This window comes from Streptomyces sp. NRRL F-5727, assembly GCF_000719555.1.
Classification (GTDB): Bacteria; Actinomycetota; Actinomycetes; order Streptomycetales; family Streptomycetaceae; genus Streptomyces.
The window spans coordinates 115,193-131,015 of the sequence record NZ_JOGX01000001.1; the positions used below are offsets into that span (position 1 = coordinate 115,193).

Below are 15,823 nucleotides of genomic sequence, written 5' to 3' on the forward strand. Positions count from 1 at the left end.
CCCCCCCACCGCGACGTCGGTGGGGGGAGGCCGTCTCTTCGGGGGCTATGCCGGGGCGTCGGCGGCGGTGCGGGGCGCGTCGCCCTGCGCGGCGTCGCCGGCGTCCCCGCCGTCTCCGGCTTCCTCCGCGAGCCGCTGCATGCCGCTGGTCGTCTTCAGCGGCTTCTCCTTGACGAAGAGGACGGCGACGAGCGCGAGCGCCGCGAACGGGGTCGCGATGAGGAAGAGTTCGCCGGTGGCGACGCCGTAGGCGTGCTCGACGATCTCGCGGATCGGGGCGGGGAGGGTCGCCATGTCCGGCACCGCGCCGTGCCCGGCCGCGCCGCCGCCGGCCGGCACGCCGGCGTCCGCGAGGCCCTTCGACATCTCAGAGGCGACCCGGTTGGCGAGGATGGCGCCGAGGACGCTGGTGCCGATGGTGCCGCCCAGGCTGCGGAAGAACGAGAGGACCGAGGTGGCGGCGCCCAGCTCGGTGGCCGGGACGTCGTTCTGCGCGGCCAGGACCAGGTTCTGCATCAGCATGCCGACGCCGACGCCCATGACGGCCATGTAGAGGCTGGTCAGGGCGAAGGAGGTGTCGGCTCCGATGGTGGAGAGGAGTCCGAGGCCGGCCGTCATGGTGAGGCCGCCGGCCACCAGGTAGATCTTCCACCGGCCGGTCTTGCTGATGATCTGGCCGGCGACGGTGGAGGAGACCAGGAGTCCCAGGATCATGGGCAGGCTCATCAGGCCGGCGACCGTCGGGGACTTGCCCAGGGAGATCTGGAAGTACTGCGAGAGGAAGACGGTGCCGCCGAACATCGCCAGGCCGACGAAGAGGCTGGCGACGGTGGTGAGCGAGACGGTCCGGTTGCGGAAGATCCCGAGGGGGATGATCGGCTCGGGCACCCGGGACTCGACGAAGACCGCCGCGACAAGCAGCAGGAGTCCGCCGCCGGTCAGGGCCGCGGTCTGCCAGGAGGCCCAGTCGAAGCTGTTGCCGGCCAGCGTGACCCAGATGAGGAGCGCGCAGACGCCGGCGACGATGAGGAAGGCGCCCAGGTAGTCGATCTTCGCTTCGCGGCGCAGGTCGGGGAGGGTCAGCGTCCGCTGGAGCAGCACGATCGCGAGCAGCGCGAACGGGACGCCGATGAAGAAGCACCAGCGCCAGCCCAGCCAGGAGGTGTCGACCAGGACGCCGCCGATGAGCGGTCCGGCGACGGTGCCGACGGCGAACACGGCGCCGAAGATGCCGGCGTACTTTCCGAGCCGGCGCGGCGGGATGACGGCCGCCATCACGACCTGGGCGAGGGCGGTGAGACCGCCGGCGCCGATGCCCTGGGCGACCCGGCTGAAGATCAGCAGCCCGACCTCCTGGGAGAAGCCGGCCAGCAGCGAGCCGACGACGAACAGGCCCAGGGAGATCTGGAGGAGGAGCTTCTGGTTGTAGAGGTCGGCGAGCTTGCCCCAGAGCGGCACGGTGGCCGTCATGGCGAGGAGTTCGGCGGTGACGACCCAGGTGTAGGAGGACTGGGTGGCGCCGAGGTCGGCGATGATCCGGGGCAGGGCGTTGGCGACGACGGTGCCGGCGAGGATGGAGACGAACATGCCCGCCATCAGCCCGGACATGGCCTGGAGTATCTGCCGGTCCGACATGGCGGCCGGGGGCGCCTGGACCGGCGCCGCTGGTGAGGTCACTGCGTTCTCTTTCTCGGGGGTTCGTCAGTCGTGGGAGGCGGGGGGTGGGGGAAGTCCGGCCGCGAGGTGTTCGAAGGTCTCGCGGAAGACGTCCGCGAAGGGGACCTCCCCCTGCCGGACGCTCCAGTGCTCGACGGCGACACGGACCGCCGCGCCGCCGACGGCGGCGAGCAGGCGCGGGTAGAGCCCGAGGGCGCGCCGTCGTTCCTCGTCGCCCGGCGAGGCGAACTCGGGGCGGTCCTCGGTGAAGAGCGGCGAGCCGGCGCCGATGCGTTCGGCGAGGGTCTCGGCGAGGCCGAGTTCGTCGGCCATGTGGGCGCCGATCCGCCGCGCGAGGAGTTGGGGTGCCTTGCGGAGGACTTCGGCGTGGAGCCGCCACAGCTCCTGCTGCCGCTCGACCTCCTGCAGTTCCGCCGCGAGGGCTTCGCGGAGCGCCTCCAGCGGGGAGAGCGCCGGTGGAGCGGCGAGCACGGCGCGGCGGACCCGGTCGCTCGCATCCGCGCTGACCATGACGAAGACCTCGTCACGGGAGTCGAAGTAGTTGAAGAACGTACGCGTGGAGACCCCGGCCGCGGCGCTGATGGCGTCGACGGTGACGTGTTCGGCACCGTGCTCCGCCGCCAGTCGTACCGCCGCCTCGACCAGTGCGGCACGCGTGGCCCGCTTCTTGCGCTCTCTGAGCCCGCCCTCGGCGGGCACCCCCTCCACCATAGGTGCATGGTACGCAAAAATGCAGACCCTGCAAAAATGTCTTCCGTGGGCCGAGTCAGGCCGGACGTTCGGTGACCAGCAGCTCTGCCAGGTGGTCGGCGAACCGGGTGATCAGGTCCAGCCGAGGCCCACTGCGAGCGACCCGGAAGCCGTGTCGCCGCGCCCAGAAGGCGGCCTGCACCGCATGGAACTGGGCCCAGCGCCGGACGCGCTCGCGGTCGAGCTCCGCCGCGTCGGCGAAGACGTCGAGGAGCCGATGGACGGCCCTGCCCAGGTCGTCCGCCTCAAGGAGCGTCAGCGCGCGGGACTTCAGCAGGGTGCCGCCGTCGTAGGCGGGATCGCCCACGAGCCCCTTGGGGTCGACGGCGAGCCAGGGCTCCCGCTCGGCGCGCAGGATGTTCCGGGCGTGCAGGTCACCATGGACGAGGGTGTCCGGCTGGACCCGGCCCAGCTCGCGTACGGTCGCGCAGGCGGCGTCCAGCACCCGGCGCGGCAGGGCGTGCGACAGCTCCTCGGCGTCCCCGCGCAGCTCCTCCTCCCAGGCGTCGGCCCGCTCGCTCAGCCGCGGCAGGCCGGCCGGCGCGGGAACGGCGAGACGCCGCCCGAGCCGCCCCGCGACCGCCACGACCTCCTCCCCGTCCTCGACCTCCGCGAGGGTCGTCGCGTGGACCCGCTCCAGCAGCATCGCGAACCGCGCGTCGTCGCGCTCGTGCAGCAGCACGGCGCCACGCCCGCCCCAGGCCACGAAAGCGTCCGGCTCGTGGACGTTGCCGGGATGCGGGAACGACACCTTCAGTACGGCGCTCTCCCCGCCCCGCCGCCGTACGGGAACGATGACGCCGACACCCCCGTGCATGACGGCCCCGTCCAGCGCGCACCCCCAACGCCCCAGCAACTCCCCCACGATTCCGGGCAGTTCGGCCGTCCAGACCGCCCCGGCCTCGCCCTCGCGCTCGACAGTGCTCCGTACGAATTCCTCTGGCATCGCGAACATCCCGGCACCCTACGCGCCGCCCCGCCGCACCCGCCAAGGCCCGATCCCCGATGCCCGGCGGCGCGGGTCCCCGTCGACGCGGCGGGGACCCGCGCCCCCCTCACCTCAGATGCCGGGCGAGGAACCGGGCCCCGCTCTCCAGCTCGAACCACGGCACGCCGGTGTGCCCTCCGAGATTGGCGTGCAGGGTCTTCTCCCGGGACCCGAAGGCGTCGTACAGGTCCAGCGCCGCCTGACGGTCGTTCCCTTCGTCGTCCCACTGCAGGAGCATGTGGACCGGAACGGTGACGTGCCGGGCCTCCTCGAACATGACGGCGGGGATGAGACTCCCGGCGAAGAGCCCCGCGGCCACGAGGCGCGGCTCGACGACGGCAAGCCGGACCCCGAGGGAGATCACGCCCCCTTCGTACCCGACCGGACCGCCGATGCCGGGCAGCGCCAGGAGCGCGTCCAGGGCGGCCTGCCATTCCGGCACCGCCTTCTCGACCAGCGGCAGCACGAGCGCGTCGACGATCTCGCCGCCGACCGGCTCACCGGCCTCCCTCGCCCGCCGCAGGTCGGCCCGGGCCTGCTCGGCGGCCGCCCACCGAGGCCGCTCACCGCTCCCGGGCAGCTCGATGGTGGCCGAGGCGAGGCCGTACTCCGCCGCGTAGTACCGCGCCCGCCCCGCCAGCCGGGGATACATCGTGCGCAGGCCGAGCGGAGGGTGGCCGATGAGGACGAGAGGCGCCGGCTCGGGCGCGGACGGCGGCGTCCACAGGATGCCGGGGATCTCGCCGAGGGTGAACGCGCGCTCGACGACGCCGTCGTCGAGAAGCTGCTCAGAGGTGAAGGTGAGGTGCACGGTCGTGCCCTTTCAGGAGTGCTCGAACGGCGCTCCCGGACGACACCTACCGCCCGACCGTGACCCCGGAGAGGAGCACCCATGTCGAAAATGCGTTCACGGGTACCACCTCCTCGTTCTCTCGCACGGCCTGCGGGAGGCTAACAGAGCGCGGCCACCCCCCGCCGGAGATTTTCCGCGCCGGCGCCGGCGCCGTGATCACGCAGCGGACCGATGGCGTACCGTCCCTGGAGACCGACTGAGAGAGGACGCCGTGACCACGCCCGTCAGCCCCTTCGGCTCCCCACCGCGCTGTGCCTCGACCGTCGCGGGCGTCCGCCCCGAGGCCGTGGCCGCGTGAACCGGCCGGCGCACGGGACGCTGCACCACGTCGAGATCTGGGTGCCCGACCTCGACCGCGCGCTCGCGTCGCTGGGCTGGCTGCTGGAGGCGCTCGGCTACACCGTGTCCCAGAGCTGGGCCACCGGCCGCAGCTGGCTGCTCGGTCCGACGTACGTCGTCCTCGAACGGTCCCCGGCGCTCACGGCCGACCGGCACGACCGCCGCCGCCCCGGGCTGAACCACCTGGCGTTCCACATCGAGGACGCCGCGACCGTCGAGAAGCTGACGGCCGAGGCCGCCGAGCACGGCTGGCACCTGCTCTTCCCCGACCTCCACCCCCACGCCGGCGGCCCCCGGCAGTACGCCGCCTACCTGGAGAACGACGACGGCTTCGAGGTCGAACTCGTCGCGACGTCCTGGCCGGAGCGGTCGGCGGAGGGCCCGCCGACGCCGCCGGTGCCGTAGAAGCGTCCCTCCTCGCACAGCGCGTCGATCTCGGCGTTCTCCTCCTCGCTCAGCTGCGCGTCCAGGGCGACGCCGATGACGTGGCGCGCCCGGGCCAGGCGGCGGGCGACGTCCCAGTCGGCGACGAACGTGCCGACGGCGTGCGCGTCGGCGGTTCCGGACGCCCGGCGGGATCCGAGTCGGTCGAGGGAGACGACGAACTCGTTCAGGTCCCGCAGCACGGCGACCACCTCGCCGAGCGGCAGGCGGACCTCCCGGGATTCCGTGTCCATCAGCCGGTTCGTCCCTGCGGATTCGCGTTGAGGTCGGCGAGGAGCTCGGCCTGCCCGGCGAGTACGCCGGAGAGGATCGTCCGGGCGACCGCGAGGAGATCGACCACCTCGGGACTGGTCAGGGAGTAGAACACCGCCGAGCCCTCGCGGCGCGCGACGACCAGGTTCGACCGGCGCAGCACGGCGAGCTGCTGCGACAGGTGCGCCGCCTCGACGTCCACCTCGGCCAGCATCTCCGACACCGCGTGGTCCCGCTCGCTCAGCAGCTCCAGCACGCGGATGCGGACCGGGTGTCCGAGCGTCTTGAAGAACTCGGCCTTCAGTTGGTACAGGGGCGCCTTCACCGGGCCCACCGCCCGTGCGTCCGTCGCCGCGTTCGCGGTATCCCTCGTCGTGAGCACGCAGAACTCTTCGCCATGGGGACATCCTCGCTGCTGCGCCGTCCTGACGGACGCCCGGCCCCGGGTCAGTCCCCGGGCCGGGTCGCCGGATTCCGCGTACCGGGCCAGTCGTCGCTCCGCCACTCGCGCTGTTCCCGGCCGCCGCCGTGGTGTGCGGCGAGCGCGGTCGGCAGGTCGCAGTGGACCGGGATCGGCGGGGTGTCGCCGGTGGGGACGAGGGAGCCGTCGGCGGGGATCGCGGCGAGTTCGAGGCCGCGCCCGTCCGCCGCGAGGCGCCGGGCGGCCTCGGCGACGGCGAGCTGACCGCCCGCCGACCAGCCGCGGAGGCCGGTGAGGTCGAGGACGACCACGCCCGTCCCACGGGCCAGCACCCAGCCGACGGCGCCGCTGAACCGGCCGACGGCGTCCGCCCCGAGGTAGCCCGACAGGGACAGCACACCGAGGCCGGGGTGTGTGGTGTAGCGCCATTCGATGGTCATCGTCCTTGCCTTCGTCTTCCTCGGGGGGGGAACCGCACGGGAGCGGCCTCCGCGTCTGCCGTCACGCGGTTCGCGCCGCGCCGAGCCGGTGTCCGGTGACGGTCTGTGGGGTGATCCGCAGCAGCGTGTCGTGCGGTCCGTACGCCCAGCCGGGCAGCGTACGCGCCCCTGCGCCGGAGACGTCGGTCATACGACGGGTCGTGGCGGCGGTCATCGGGACGGCTCCTCGGCGGCGGTGCGGGGGTGCGGGGCGGGGGTGGGGGTCAGGACGCCGGCGCCGTGGAGGTGGGCGCGCGCGGCGGCGATCGCCTCGGGCGTGGTCGCGAACTCCCGTCCGTCGAGGCGTAGCAGGTCCAGGGCGCCGACGGAGTCGAGGGCCTGCCGCTGCCCGGGCCGGATGCCGGAGGTCAGGACGGCGATCCCACGCCGGTGGAGCTTCTGGACGACGTCCTTGAGCACGAGGGCGCCGGTGGCGTCGACGGTCGTCACCCGGGACATGCGCAGGATGACGACGCGGACGTCGGCCACGTCGGACAGTTCGAGGAGGAAGCGGTGGGCGGCGGCGAAGAAGAGCGGTCCGTCGATCCGGTACGCCACGATGTGCTCGGCGAGCAGCGCGTGCTCCTCGGCGCTGTGCTCGCCCGGCAGGTCGGCCGTGACGTCCGTCTCGGCGAGCCGCGCCTGCTGGGCCACGGCCCGCAGGGCGAGGGCGCCGGCGACGACGAAGCCGATGACGACGGCGTACACGAGGTCCAGGGCGAGGGTGGCGACGGCGGTCAGGACCAGGACGACGGCGTCGGAGCGGGTGGCCTTCGCCATGGCGCGCAGCGAGCCGACCTCGACCATGCGGACGGCGGTGGCGAGCAGGACGCCGGCGAGGGCGGCCAGCGGGATCCTGGAGACCAGCGGGGCGGCCGTGTAGACGATGGCGGCGAGGACGGCCGCGTGGGTCAGCGCGGCGAGCCGGGAGGTGGCGCCGGTGCGGACGTTGACCGCCGTACGGGCGATGGCGCCGGTCGCCGGGACGCCTCCGAAGAGGGGCGCGGCGAGATTGGCGAGGCCCTGGCCGAAGAGCTCCCGGTCGGGGTCGTGCTTCTCGCCGACGGTCATGCCGTCGGCGACCTGCGCCGACAGCAGGGACTCCAGGGCCGCGAGGGCGGCGACCGCCACGGCGGGGGCGATGAGCGAACCCAGTCGGGACGGGTCGACGAAGCCGAGGGAGGGGGCGGGGAGTCCGGCCGGGAGCGCGCCGATCGGGGGCGCCTCGTCGAGGTGGCAGAGCTGGGCGACGACGGTGGCCGCGATCACGGCGACGATCGAGAAGGGGACGGTCGGCCGCCACCGGGCGCCGCCCAGCATGAGGGCGGCGACGCCCAGCGCGAGTCCGAGGGCGGTCCAGTTGGGGTGCTGGACGAACTCCCCGACGGCGCGCCAGGTCACCTCCAGGACCCGCTCGCCCTCGGGCTTGGGGACACCGAGGGCGGGGGGCACCTGCTGGAGGCCGATGACGAGGGCGATGCCCAGGGTGAACCCCTCGACGACCGAGGCGGGGATGTACGCCATGTACCGGCCGACCCGCGCCAGGGCGAGTCCGATCACGATCACGCCGGCCATCAGGCCGACGGTGAGGACGCCGCTCGGCCCGTACCGGGCCACCAGGGGGACGAGGACGACGGTCATGGCCCCGGTCGGCCCGGAGACCTGGAGGTTGGAGCCGCCGAACAGGGCGGCGACCGCCCCGGCGACGACGGCGGTCGCGAGGCCGGCCTCCGCTCCGAGTCCGGAGGAGACGCCGAAGCCGAGGGCGAGCGGCAGCGCGACGATGGCCACGGTGAGCCCGGCGAGCAGGTCACGCCGTGGCTCACGGCGCATGGCGGCGACGTCGGCGCGTCCGGGCAGCAGCGCGCGCATCCGGCCGACAAGCGTGTTCATCGGGCGGTGGCCTGGGCTTCCCGGAGCTCACCGAGGCACTCCAGGACACGTCTGCGGACGGGGTGTCCGAGCCTCCGGAAGAACTCGGCCTCGGCCCTGGCCTGGTACAGCGGAATCGACACGCTCCAGCCCTCTCCTCGCCGTCGCACCGACAGCATGTAGTGAATTGCCAAATTATGCAATTCATAGAATAGCCGCATGGGCAAGCCCGCCGCCGGTCAGGGGGACCCGGACCGGCGGCGGGGCCGCGGGGAGGGGAGGGGGAGCGTCAGCGGCTCAGATCGCGGAAGCGCCTCACCGCCAGCGGGAAGAACACCGCGATCAGCACCACGGGCCAGGCCACCGCGAGGAGTTCCGCGTGGGTCGCGGCCCAGGAGTCGCCGCCGGCGTCCGGGTTGCCGAACAGTCCGCGCACCGCCGTGGCCGTCGCCGACAGCGGGTTCCACTCCACGATCGCGCCCAGCCAGGAGGGCATCGACGCGGGCGAGGCCAGCGCGTTGGAGAGGAAGCCGACCGGCCAGACCAGGATCTGCACCGCCTGCACCAGTTCCGGCTTGCCCGCGACCATCGCCAGGAAGATCCCGACCCACAGCATCGCGAAGCGCAGCAGCAACAGCAGGCCCACCGCACCCAGGAAGGAGCCGAACCCCTCGTGCCAGCGCCAGCCGATGGCGTACCCGACCGCGAGCATCACGGCCAGGCCGACCGCCGACTGCAGCATGTCGGCGACGCTGCGCCCGACCAGGACCGCGCCGGAGGTCATCGGCATCGAGCGGAACCGGTCGATGACCCCCTTGCCGAGGTCCTGGGTCACGGCGAGCATCGTCGATTCGAGACCGAAGACCATGGTCATGGCGAGCATGCCGGGGACGAGGTACGCCTTGAAGTCCCCGTCGACGCCCTGTCCGCCGCCGATCAGGTAGCCGAACATCAGCAGCAGCATCACCGGGAAGACCAGGCCGACGACCACCTGTACGGGCTGCCGCGCCCAGTGGGCCAGCTCGCGCCTGGTCATCGTCCAGGAGTCGGCGGCCGCCCAGCCCAGCCGGGAACGCGTAGCGAGAGCGGTGCTCACCTCGTGGATCGTCGCACTCATGCCGCGTCCTCCTTCGTCAGACGGATGAAGACCTCGTCGAGGGTCGGCCGGCGCACGGCGATGTCCTCCGCCTCGATGCCGGCCGCCTCCAGGGCCCGTACGGTCTCGGTCAGGGCGGCCATCCGGTCGGTGACCGAGGCGCTGACCATCCGCCGGTCCTCGTCGACCCGCACCTCGCCCGGGAGGAGCGCGGCCGCTCGGGCCACCTGAGCCGCGTCGCGCAGGACCACGTCGACGCGGTCGCCGCCCGTTCTGGCCTTCAGCTCGTCCGCCGTGCCCTCGGCGATGACCCTTCCGTGGTCGACCACCGCGATCCGGTCGGCCAGCTGGTCGGCCTCCTCCAGGTACTGGGTGGTCAGCAGCACGGTCGTGCCGCCGTCGACCAGCGAACGGACCGCGTTCCAGACCTCCGTGCGGCCGCGCGGGTCGAGCCCGGTGGTGGGCTCGTCCAGGAAGAGCACCTCCGGCCGGGCGAGGAGCGACGCCGCCAGGTCGAGCCGCCGCCGCATGCCGCCGCTGTACCGCCCGACCGCCTTGTCGCCGGTGTCCGCGAGGCCGAACCGGGCCAGCAGCTCGTCGGCCCGCGCACCGGCGCGGCGCGCGCCGAGGTGATGGAGCCGGCCGAACATCTCCAGGTTCTGGCGGCCGCTGAGCTCTTCGTCGACGGCCGCGTTCTGGCCGAGCAGCCCGATGCGCGAGCGCACCTCGTCGGCCCGGGTCCGCACGTCGAGGCCGGCGACCTCGATCCGCCCCTCGTCCGGGCGCAGCAGCGTGGACATGATGCGTACCGCCGTGGTCTTCCCGGCGCCGTTGGGGCCGAGGACGGCCTGGACGGTGCCGGCCCGGACCGTGAGATCGAGGCCGTCGAGGGCCTGCTTGTCCCCGTACCTCTTCCGTAGGCCGTCCGCGACGATCGCCAGATCGCGGTCAGACACAACGTCCTCCCTCAGAGCCAGACATCAGATGCCGAAATCAGTAGTCAAACTTGACTAGAGCTTCACCGTACGCCACCGCCTCCCTACTAGTCAAACTTGATTAGCAAAAATCCCTCGACGCCCGCTGCCGCTAGTCAAACTTGTAGAGTGGCCTGGTGATCACCGCCCAGAGCGGACGGGAGGGGAAACGCACATGTCAGCGATCCGGCTGCTGATCCTCGGCGCGGTCCGCCAGCACGGCCGGGCGCACGGCTACCAGGTGCGCAACGACCTGGAGTACTGGGGCGCCCACGAGTGGTCCAACGCCAAGCCGGGCTCGATCTACCACGCGCTGAAGCAGATGGCGAAGCAGGGACTCCTGGTCGCCCACGAGATCGCGCCGAGCACCGCCGGCGGCCCGCCGCGCGTCGAGTACGAGATCACCGACAAGGGCACCGAGGAGTACTTCACGCTGCTGCGCGAGGCCCTGAGCTCGCACGAGCAGAAGACCGACGTCCTCTCGGCCGGCATCGGCTTCATCGTCGACCTGCCGCGCGAGGAGGCGGTCGCCCTCCTCAGGAAGCGGATCGCCGGCCTCGAACAGTGGCGGTCCGCGGTCACCGAGTACTACACGCCGGAGGACGGTCCGGAGCAGCTCGGGCACATCGGCGAGATCATGAACATGTGGGTGCACGCGGCCGACAGCGGCGCGGAGTGGACGCGCGGGCTGATCGAGCGGATCGAAGGCGGCGCTTACACCTTCGCGGGTGAGGGCGAGCCGTTCGTCGGCGTCCTCGCGGACGGCGAGGAGAACCCGTACGCGACGGGGCCCCATCCGGAGGACGACCCCCGGTGAGCACGCGCCTCCATCTGAACAGCGCACGCTCCCCGCGTACGCCCGTCGGGTCGGCGGGTGAGTGGGCCGCCTTCTTCGACGGGTCGACGGAACTGGCGGCCAAGGACTGGCCGCCGCTGCTGTGGTGGGCGATGTTCGGCCCCGGCGACCTCGCCGAGGCGAGGATCGCCGACACCGAGGACGCCGGCACCGAGGCGCACGCGGAACTGCTGCGCGACTGGGGCGAGGCCACGTACCCCTACCTCGTCGTCGACCACCGGACGGCGGTGGCACGGCTGCACGCGAGGCGGGAGGCGCTGACCGGCCGGATCGGTGCGCGGTACGCGCCCGTGTACGAGGCGTTCACCGCGCTCGTCGACGCCCGGTTCGGCCCGTACGTGCTCGTGCGGACCGAGGCGCTCGCGGACGGCGGCGGCGAAGGGGGCGTCCGCGGGCACTTCGAGGAGACCCTGGCGGACCTGGACCGCCTCGACGCGGGACGGACGGTGGCCGGCGGGCGGCTGGACGGTCTGATCGCGGACTTCCGGCGGTGGCGGCACACGGACCCGGTCCGCCTCCTGTCCGGCGTCGGCCCGGGATGGCCGGACGACGACCTCCGGGAGCGTCTCGACGCCGCCGGGGGCGGGCGGTCCGCCGCCGTGGGGTGGACGGTGGCGGTTCTCGTCCTCCTCGGCGTCGTCGCGTGCGCCGTACTGGCGACGACGACGTCCTCCTGATCTTCGGAACGCCTGAACAGCCTCTGACCGGTCGACCGGTCAGGGGCTGTTCAGCGGATCGAGGGTGAACTCCCACTGGTGCTTGCTCTTGTCGATCACGATCAGGAGGGGCCCCTCGGGAATCCGGACCTTCTCCTTGACCCGGCGGCCGTTCCAGGCGTACGCGAGCCGCTCGGCGGGCTCCCGCAGCGCGCCGGGCGCGTCCCCCCGGTGGGAGAAGACCTGGAACCAGCCGCTGTGCCGGTCCGACGCCCGGACCGTCAGCTCGGCGGCCGGGCCGGTGTGGACGAAGACCTCCCGGCCGCTGCCCCGGACGGTCCCGGGCCCGATCGGGAGCGCGGCCGTGAGCGGCCGGAAGGTCAGCTCCCAGTTGCCCGAGTGGCGCACTTTCAGCTTCACGGGGCCGCCGCCGGGCGGGGGCACGAACAGGGCGCGGCCGTAGTGGTCCGGCAGGTCGTTGCAGAACACGTCCTCGTCGGACCCGACGATCTGGACGTGGAGGAAGCGGAAGTGGGCGTCCGTGAGCCGCGCCTCCAGGATCACGGGGTCGGAGTGCGGCGGGAAGGGGAGGTCCACGGTGATGGTCTTGGCGCTCTTGCCGCGGTGGACGATCGGCTCGAAGTCGAGGAGGTCGCGGCCCCAGGCAGGGGACGCGGGCTCGGGTACCGGTACGGGCTCGGGTACCGGTACCGGCTCGGGTGCCGGTACGGCCACGGGTACGCGCTCGGCGGAAGGCGCCGCCTTGGCCATGACGGGAGCCGCACCCGAGGCCGGAGGCGTCGGGGCCGGGGACTCCCCCAGGGGTACGGCTCCTGCCTCGGAGCCCACCTTGACGACGTCCTGCAGTGTCACGGGACCGGCGGTCGGCGGCGCGGGAACCGGTGCCGCGGCCTGCGCCGCGCGCCCTCCGAAGTCCTGTGCCAGCCCCGCGAGGCCCGTGTCGTACCCCTGCCCCACGGCACGGAACCTCCAGGCCCCGTCGCGCCGGTAGAACTCCCCGAGCACGAACGCCGTCTCGGTGGAGGCGTCCGTCACGTCGTAGTGGGTCACAAGCCCGCCGTCGGCGGTCACCACCTGCGCGTAGAGGCCGGGCACCGCGCCGAACGCGGCGCCGTCGCCGTACCCGGCGACCAACACCCGCTGGACCTCCGGCTCGACGAGCGGGAGGTCCAGTTCCAGCCACTCGGCGATCTGCCCGCCGCCGTCGCCCGCTCCCAGGTGCCGTACCGCACCGGACGGATGCACGGACATGCTCCGGAAGACGAGGTCGCCGTCACGGCGCACCGCGCCCGTCGCGTCGAGCAGCAGGGCGGCGGCGTCCACACCGGGCGTGCCGGGCACCTGTCGGCGCCCGACCGCGACCCTCAAGGGAGCTGTGGGGACAGGGATGTTGGCGCCCTTGGCGATGTGCGTCATGGGCCCATGGTGCCAGTGGGGCAGCGTGAGGAACAGATGATCGCTTACGGCCGGCGGGGCTACGCCTCCTTGAGGAGGCGGGGGAGGTCGCGCATGTCGTGGAAGACGGTCGTGCCGGGTCCTTGCAGTCGCTCGGCCGCGGTGAGCCCGCCCGCGTAGCCCAGGGCCCGCATCCCGGCGGCGCGGGCGGCCTCGACGCCCGGCCGGCTGTCCTCGACGACCACGCAGGCCGCGGGGTCGACCCCCATCCGTCGTGCCGCGTGCAGGAAGAGGTCAGGGGCCGGCTTGCCGCGCGGGACCTCGCCGGCGCTGAAGATGCGGCCCTCGAACCGCTCGTACAGGCCGGTCACACCGAGCGTGTGCCGCATCTTCTCGTGGGTCCCGCTGGAGGCGACGCAGACCGGCAGAACGATCTCCGACAGCGCCTCGGGGAGCCCGTCGACGGCCTCCAGGCCGGCGTCCACCTCCTCCCGGTGCCGCCGCATCAGCCGGTCCCACCAGAACCGGGCGGTCTCCTCCCCCAGCTGCTCGGCGATCTGCGCGCAGATGGACTCCCTGGACCGCCCGATGAAGCGGTCGACGACGTCCGCCTCGGTCAGGGGCCAGCCGAGTTCCGAGCCCAGCGCGACCTGGATCCGTACGGCGATGCGCTCGCTGTCGACCAGCACGCCGTCGCAGTCGAATATCACCAGCTCTATCGGCTTGATCATTTCCGCAGGATAGAGGCCGGCCAGGCGCGTACGAAGCGGCCGGTGGCGCTCGCGCCCCGCGCGACGGCGGGAGCGGCCCCGTTTCACCGCTCCGTCGCTGGGCAGGCGCGGGAGTCCGGGACCCGTCACCGTCCATGCGGCACAGTCAGAGGGGGTCGGCACATGTCCACAGGAACTCTCCTGGCCATCATCATCCCGATCGCGGTGGTGATCGTCGTGATCACAGTGGCGATCGTCCTCGACCGGCGCCGACGGCGTCGGCTGCGGGAGCGCTTCGGCCCCGAGTACGACCGCACGGTCGAGGAGGCGGGCGGCCGGAGGGCCGCCGAGCACGACCTCGAACGACGCGAGAAGCGGCACGACGACCTTGACGTACGACCGCTCGACCCCGCCGTCGCGGACCGCTACGCGCGGGAGTGGACCGGGGTGCAGGAGCAGTTCGTCGACCGTCCCGAGGCGGCGGTCCACGACGCGGACCGGCTCGTGACCGCCCTCATGCGCGAGCGCGGCTACCCGACGGACGACTTCGAGCAGCGGGCCCGCGACCTGTCCGTGGAGCACGGCCGCACCCTGGAGCACTACCGGGCGGCGCACGAGGTCGACCGGCTGAGCTCCGAGCACCGGGCCACCACCGAGCAGCTCCGCGGAGCGATGATCCACTACCGGGTCCTCTTCGACGAACTGCTCTCCGACGGAAGTGGGTCCGGCTCCGGCCGGTCCTGAGAGGCGTACGACATGCGCGAGAACGACACCCCCGACCGGTCCGGGACCGGTCTCTCGACCGACGACATCGCCCGCTCGTCACGGGCCGGGGCCGCCCCCGGCACGGACCGGGACGAGCAGGGCCTGGACTCCGGCAGGCCGCCCCTGTACCCGGGCGAGGCCGTCGACACGCCGGACGACCGGGGCGACACGGGCGCGGGGACGGCGTCGGACACGGGTCGCGGCGACTCCGCCGACACCGCCGCCACTGACACGGGCACCGACACGGGCACGGGCGCCCGCGCCGGCGCCGCGTCCGTCGACGGCTCCTACGGCGCCATGGCCGGCGACGGCTCCTCCGGCACCACGGACGCGGACGTCGGCGACCACCGCCCGGCGGAGGAGTCGCCGCGGCTGATGGATCCGGCCGACGAGGAGGGCTTCAACACCCGCTGGCAGGAGCTGCAGAGCCTGTTCGTGGACGACCCCCGCCGGGCCGTGCACGAGGCCGACGCGCTGGTGGCGGACGTGATGCAGAAGCTCGCCGCCACCTTCGCCGACCACCGCAGGAGCCTCGAAGGCCAGTGGCGGCAGGGCGAGGACGTCGACACCGAGAGCCTCCGGACGGCCCTGGTCCGCTACCGCTCGTTCTTCCACCGGCTGCTCAGCACCGGCGCGGACCGTGAGACGGCAGGATCCGATGACGGCGGCGACCGCGCCGAGCGGGACCACGCCGCCGGATGAAGGACGCGGCCCGGACGGCCGCCGCACCGGCAGGGAGGAGTGACCCATGGACGGCATCGTGCTGCTGCGCGAGGACCACAAGACCGTGGAGAAACTGTTCAAGGAGTTCGAGCGGGCGGGCGACGACGCCCAGCAGCGCAAGCGGGAGCTCGCCGACGACGTCATCCGTGAACTCACCACGCACGCCTGGATCGAGGAGCAGGTCTTCTACCCGGCGGCGCGGGAGGCCGCGCCCGACACCACGGACCACGTCCTGGAGAGCGTCGAGGAGCATCACGCGGTGCTCTGGATGCTCTCGGAGCTCGACGGTCTCGACCCGGAGGACGAGCGCTTCGACGCCAAGATGACGGTGCTGATGGAGAACGTCAGGCACCACGTCGAGGAGGAGGAGAGCGACTGGTTCCCCGAGGTGCGCAAGGCCATGGGCCGCAAGCGGCTGGTCGAGCTCGGCGAACGGATGGCGGAGGAACGGAAGAACGCGCCCGGCAGTCCGCTCGAGGTACCGAGCGCGGATTCCTGACCACGACCTGTGGCACGGCGGTGAAGCCAGGACGGCCCGGGCCGTCCTGGCTT

Annotated in this window: 19 protein-coding genes and 1 pseudogene; 6 read left to right on the forward strand and 14 right to left on the reverse strand. The window is 72.9% G+C overall.

Going from position 1 to position 15,823, the window contains the following annotated elements:
• Positions 1 to 45: 45 nt before the first annotated feature.
• From IF73_RS0100605 to IF73_RS0100620, 4 genes are all read right to left on the reverse strand, one after another.
• Positions 46 to 1,635, reverse strand: a complete 1,590-nt coding sequence (locus IF73_RS0100605; RefSeq protein WP_199806602.1) for an MDR family MFS transporter — start codon at positions 1,633 to 1,635, stop codon at positions 46 to 48.
• A gap of 66 nt (positions 1,636 to 1,701) precedes the next feature.
• Positions 1,702 to 2,388, reverse strand: a complete 687-nt coding sequence (locus IF73_RS0100610) for a TetR family transcriptional regulator (protein ID WP_031002247.1) — start codon at positions 2,386 to 2,388, stop codon at positions 1,702 to 1,704.
• 55 nt (positions 2,389 to 2,443) lie between these two features.
• Positions 2,444 to 3,382 (reverse strand): aminoglycoside phosphotransferase family protein, encoded by a 939-nt coding sequence (locus IF73_RS0100615; RefSeq protein WP_031002248.1) that lies wholly within the window; start codon positions 3,380 to 3,382, stop codon positions 2,444 to 2,446.
• A gap of 100 nt (positions 3,383 to 3,482) precedes the next feature.
• Entirely contained in the window at positions 3,483 to 4,226 is a 744-nt protein-coding gene (locus IF73_RS0100620) for a hypothetical protein (protein ID WP_031002250.1), read from the reverse strand.
• 336 nt (positions 4,227 to 4,562) lie between these two features.
• Here IF73_RS0100620 and IF73_RS0100625 point away from each other — a divergent pair, with 336 nt between their 5' ends.
• Complete coding sequence (locus IF73_RS0100625) at positions 4,563 to 5,012, forward strand: VOC family protein (RefSeq protein ID WP_031002252.1); 450 nt, start codon at positions 4,563 to 4,565, stop codon at positions 5,010 to 5,012.
• Here the strand turns inward: IF73_RS0100625 and IF73_RS0100630 are convergent.
• The 8 genes and pseudogenes from IF73_RS0100630 to IF73_RS0100665 form a co-directional block, all read right to left on the reverse strand.
• Positions 4,916 to 5,284 carry a hypothetical protein gene (locus IF73_RS0100630; RefSeq protein WP_063833394.1) on the reverse strand — a complete coding sequence of 123 codons (369 nt, stop codon included), beginning with the start codon at positions 5,282 to 5,284 and terminating at the stop codon, positions 4,916 to 4,918. The two genes, IF73_RS0100625 and IF73_RS0100630, sit on opposite strands and share 97 nt — an antisense overlap.
• Positions 5,284 to 5,628, reverse strand: a complete 345-nt coding sequence (locus tag IF73_RS0100635) for an ArsR/SmtB family transcription factor (protein ID WP_031002255.1) — start codon at positions 5,626 to 5,628, stop codon at positions 5,284 to 5,286. The genes IF73_RS0100630 and IF73_RS0100635 overlap by 1 nt, the downstream gene beginning before the upstream one ends.
• Before the next feature lie 122 nt (positions 5,629 to 5,750).
• Positions 5,751 to 6,164 (reverse strand): STAS domain-containing protein, encoded by a 414-nt coding sequence (locus IF73_RS0100640; protein ID WP_031002256.1) that lies wholly within the window; start codon positions 6,162 to 6,164, stop codon positions 5,751 to 5,753.
• A 61-nt stretch (positions 6,165 to 6,225) separates the two neighbouring features.
• Positions 6,226 to 6,378 carry a hypothetical protein gene (locus IF73_RS40875; protein WP_158821890.1) on the reverse strand — a complete coding sequence of 51 codons (153 nt, stop codon included), beginning with the start codon at positions 6,376 to 6,378 and terminating at the stop codon, positions 6,226 to 6,228.
• Positions 6,375 to 8,096 carry a SulP family inorganic anion transporter gene (locus IF73_RS0100650; RefSeq protein WP_031002257.1) on the reverse strand — a complete coding sequence of 574 codons (1,722 nt, stop codon included), beginning with the start codon at positions 8,094 to 8,096 and terminating at the stop codon, positions 6,375 to 6,377. The genes IF73_RS40875 and IF73_RS0100650 overlap by 4 nt, the downstream gene beginning before the upstream one ends.
• A gap of 32 nt (positions 8,097 to 8,128) precedes the next feature.
• Positions 8,129 to 8,218, reverse strand: a pseudogene (locus IF73_RS40220) (transcriptional regulator); the annotation flags it as partial.
• Between the two features lie 146 nt (positions 8,219 to 8,364).
• Positions 8,365 to 9,192 carry an ABC transporter permease gene (locus tag IF73_RS0100660; RefSeq protein ID WP_051716447.1) on the reverse strand — a complete coding sequence of 276 codons (828 nt, stop codon included), beginning with the start codon at positions 9,190 to 9,192 and terminating at the stop codon, positions 8,365 to 8,367.
• Positions 9,189 to 10,127: a daunorubicin resistance protein DrrA family ABC transporter ATP-binding protein gene (locus IF73_RS0100665; RefSeq protein ID WP_031002259.1), complete on the reverse strand. Its 939-nt coding sequence runs from the start codon at positions 10,125 to 10,127 to the stop codon at positions 9,189 to 9,191. Before IF73_RS0100665 ends, IF73_RS0100660 begins: the two co-directional genes overlap by 4 nt.
• Positions 10,128 to 10,320: 193 nt before the next feature.
• Here IF73_RS0100665 and IF73_RS0100670 point away from each other — a divergent pair, with 193 nt between their 5' ends.
• Together IF73_RS0100670 and IF73_RS0100675 are read left to right on the forward strand one after the other, a co-directional pair.
• A complete protein-coding gene (locus IF73_RS0100670; RefSeq protein WP_031002260.1) occupies positions 10,321 to 10,962 on the forward strand; it encodes a PadR family transcriptional regulator in 642 nt (213 codons plus the stop codon).
• Positions 10,959 to 11,678: a hypothetical protein gene (locus IF73_RS0100675; protein WP_031002261.1), complete on the forward strand. Its 720-nt coding sequence runs from the start codon at positions 10,959 to 10,961 to the stop codon at positions 11,676 to 11,678. Before IF73_RS0100670 ends, IF73_RS0100675 begins: the two co-directional genes overlap by 4 nt.
• Before the next feature lie 39 nt (positions 11,679 to 11,717).
• Here IF73_RS0100675 and IF73_RS0100680 read toward each other — a convergent pair whose 3' ends face one another.
• Both IF73_RS0100680 and IF73_RS0100685 read right to left on the reverse strand, forming a co-directional pair.
• Positions 11,718 to 13,094 (reverse strand): TerD family protein, encoded by a 1,377-nt coding sequence (locus IF73_RS0100680; RefSeq protein ID WP_031002262.1) that lies wholly within the window; start codon positions 13,092 to 13,094, stop codon positions 11,718 to 11,720.
• A gap of 59 nt (positions 13,095 to 13,153) precedes the next feature.
• Entirely contained in the window at positions 13,154 to 13,804 is a 651-nt protein-coding gene (locus IF73_RS0100685) for an HAD family hydrolase (RefSeq protein WP_031002263.1), read from the reverse strand.
• Positions 13,805 to 13,966: 162 nt separating this feature from the next.
• Here IF73_RS0100685 and IF73_RS0100690 point away from each other — a divergent pair, with 162 nt between their 5' ends.
• The 3 genes from IF73_RS0100690 to IF73_RS0100700 are packed head-to-tail and all read left to right on the forward strand — an operon-like array spanning position 13,967 to position 15,770.
• A complete protein-coding gene (locus IF73_RS0100690) occupies positions 13,967 to 14,527 on the forward strand; it encodes a hypothetical protein (RefSeq protein WP_031002264.1) in 561 nt (186 codons plus the stop codon).
• 12 nt (positions 14,528 to 14,539) lie between these two features.
• Positions 14,540 to 15,250, forward strand: a complete 711-nt coding sequence (locus IF73_RS0100695; RefSeq protein ID WP_051716448.1) for a hypothetical protein — start codon at positions 14,540 to 14,542, stop codon at positions 15,248 to 15,250.
• Between the two features lie 46 nt (positions 15,251 to 15,296).
• Positions 15,297 to 15,770 carry a hemerythrin domain-containing protein gene (locus IF73_RS0100700; RefSeq protein ID WP_031002267.1) on the forward strand — a complete coding sequence of 158 codons (474 nt, stop codon included), beginning with the start codon at positions 15,297 to 15,299 and terminating at the stop codon, positions 15,768 to 15,770.
• The last annotated feature ends 53 nt before the right edge of the window (positions 15,771 to 15,823 follow it).

Bases quoted from the DNA above. Each gene is read 5' to 3' on its own strand.
- IF73_RS0100605 (WP_199806602.1), bottom strand. From the start codon at position 1,635: ATGTCGGACCGGCAGATACTCCAGGCCATGTCCGGGCTGATGGCGGGC.
- IF73_RS0100610 (WP_031002247.1), bottom strand. From the start codon at position 2,388: ATGGTGGAGGGGGTGCCCGCCGAGGGCGGGCTCAGAGAGCGCAAGAAG.
- IF73_RS0100615 (WP_031002248.1), bottom strand. From the start codon at position 3,382: ATGTTCGCGATGCCAGAGGAATTCGTACGGAGCACTGTCGAGCGCGAG.
- IF73_RS0100630 (WP_063833394.1), bottom strand. From the start codon at position 5,284: ATGGACACGGAATCCCGGGAGGTCCGCCTGCCGCTCGGCGAGGTGGTC.
- IF73_RS0100640 (WP_031002256.1), bottom strand. From the start codon at position 6,164: ATGACCATCGAATGGCGCTACACCACACACCCCGGCCTCGGTGTGCTG.
- IF73_RS40875 (WP_158821890.1), bottom strand. From the start codon at position 6,378: ATGACCGCCGCCACGACCCGTCGTATGACCGACGTCTCCGGCGCAGGG.
- IF73_RS0100650 (WP_031002257.1), bottom strand. From the start codon at position 8,096: ATGAACACGCTTGTCGGCCGGATGCGCGCGCTGCTGCCCGGACGCGCC.
- IF73_RS0100660 (WP_051716447.1), bottom strand. From the start codon at position 9,192: ATGAGTGCGACGATCCACGAGGTGAGCACCGCTCTCGCTACGCGTTCC.
- IF73_RS0100670 (WP_031002260.1), top strand. From the start codon at position 10,321: ATGTCAGCGATCCGGCTGCTGATCCTCGGCGCGGTCCGCCAGCACGGC.
- IF73_RS0100680 (WP_031002262.1), bottom strand. From the start codon at position 13,094: ATGACGCACATCGCCAAGGGCGCCAACATCCCTGTCCCCACAGCTCCC.
- IF73_RS0100685 (WP_031002263.1), bottom strand. From the start codon at position 13,804: ATGATCAAGCCGATAGAGCTGGTGATATTCGACTGCGACGGCGTGCTG.
- IF73_RS0100690 (WP_031002264.1), top strand. From the start codon at position 13,967: ATGTCCACAGGAACTCTCCTGGCCATCATCATCCCGATCGCGGTGGTG.
- IF73_RS0100695 (WP_051716448.1), top strand. From the start codon at position 14,540: ATGCGCGAGAACGACACCCCCGACCGGTCCGGGACCGGTCTCTCGACC.
- IF73_RS0100700 (WP_031002267.1), top strand. From the start codon at position 15,297: ATGGACGGCATCGTGCTGCTGCGCGAGGACCACAAGACCGTGGAGAAA.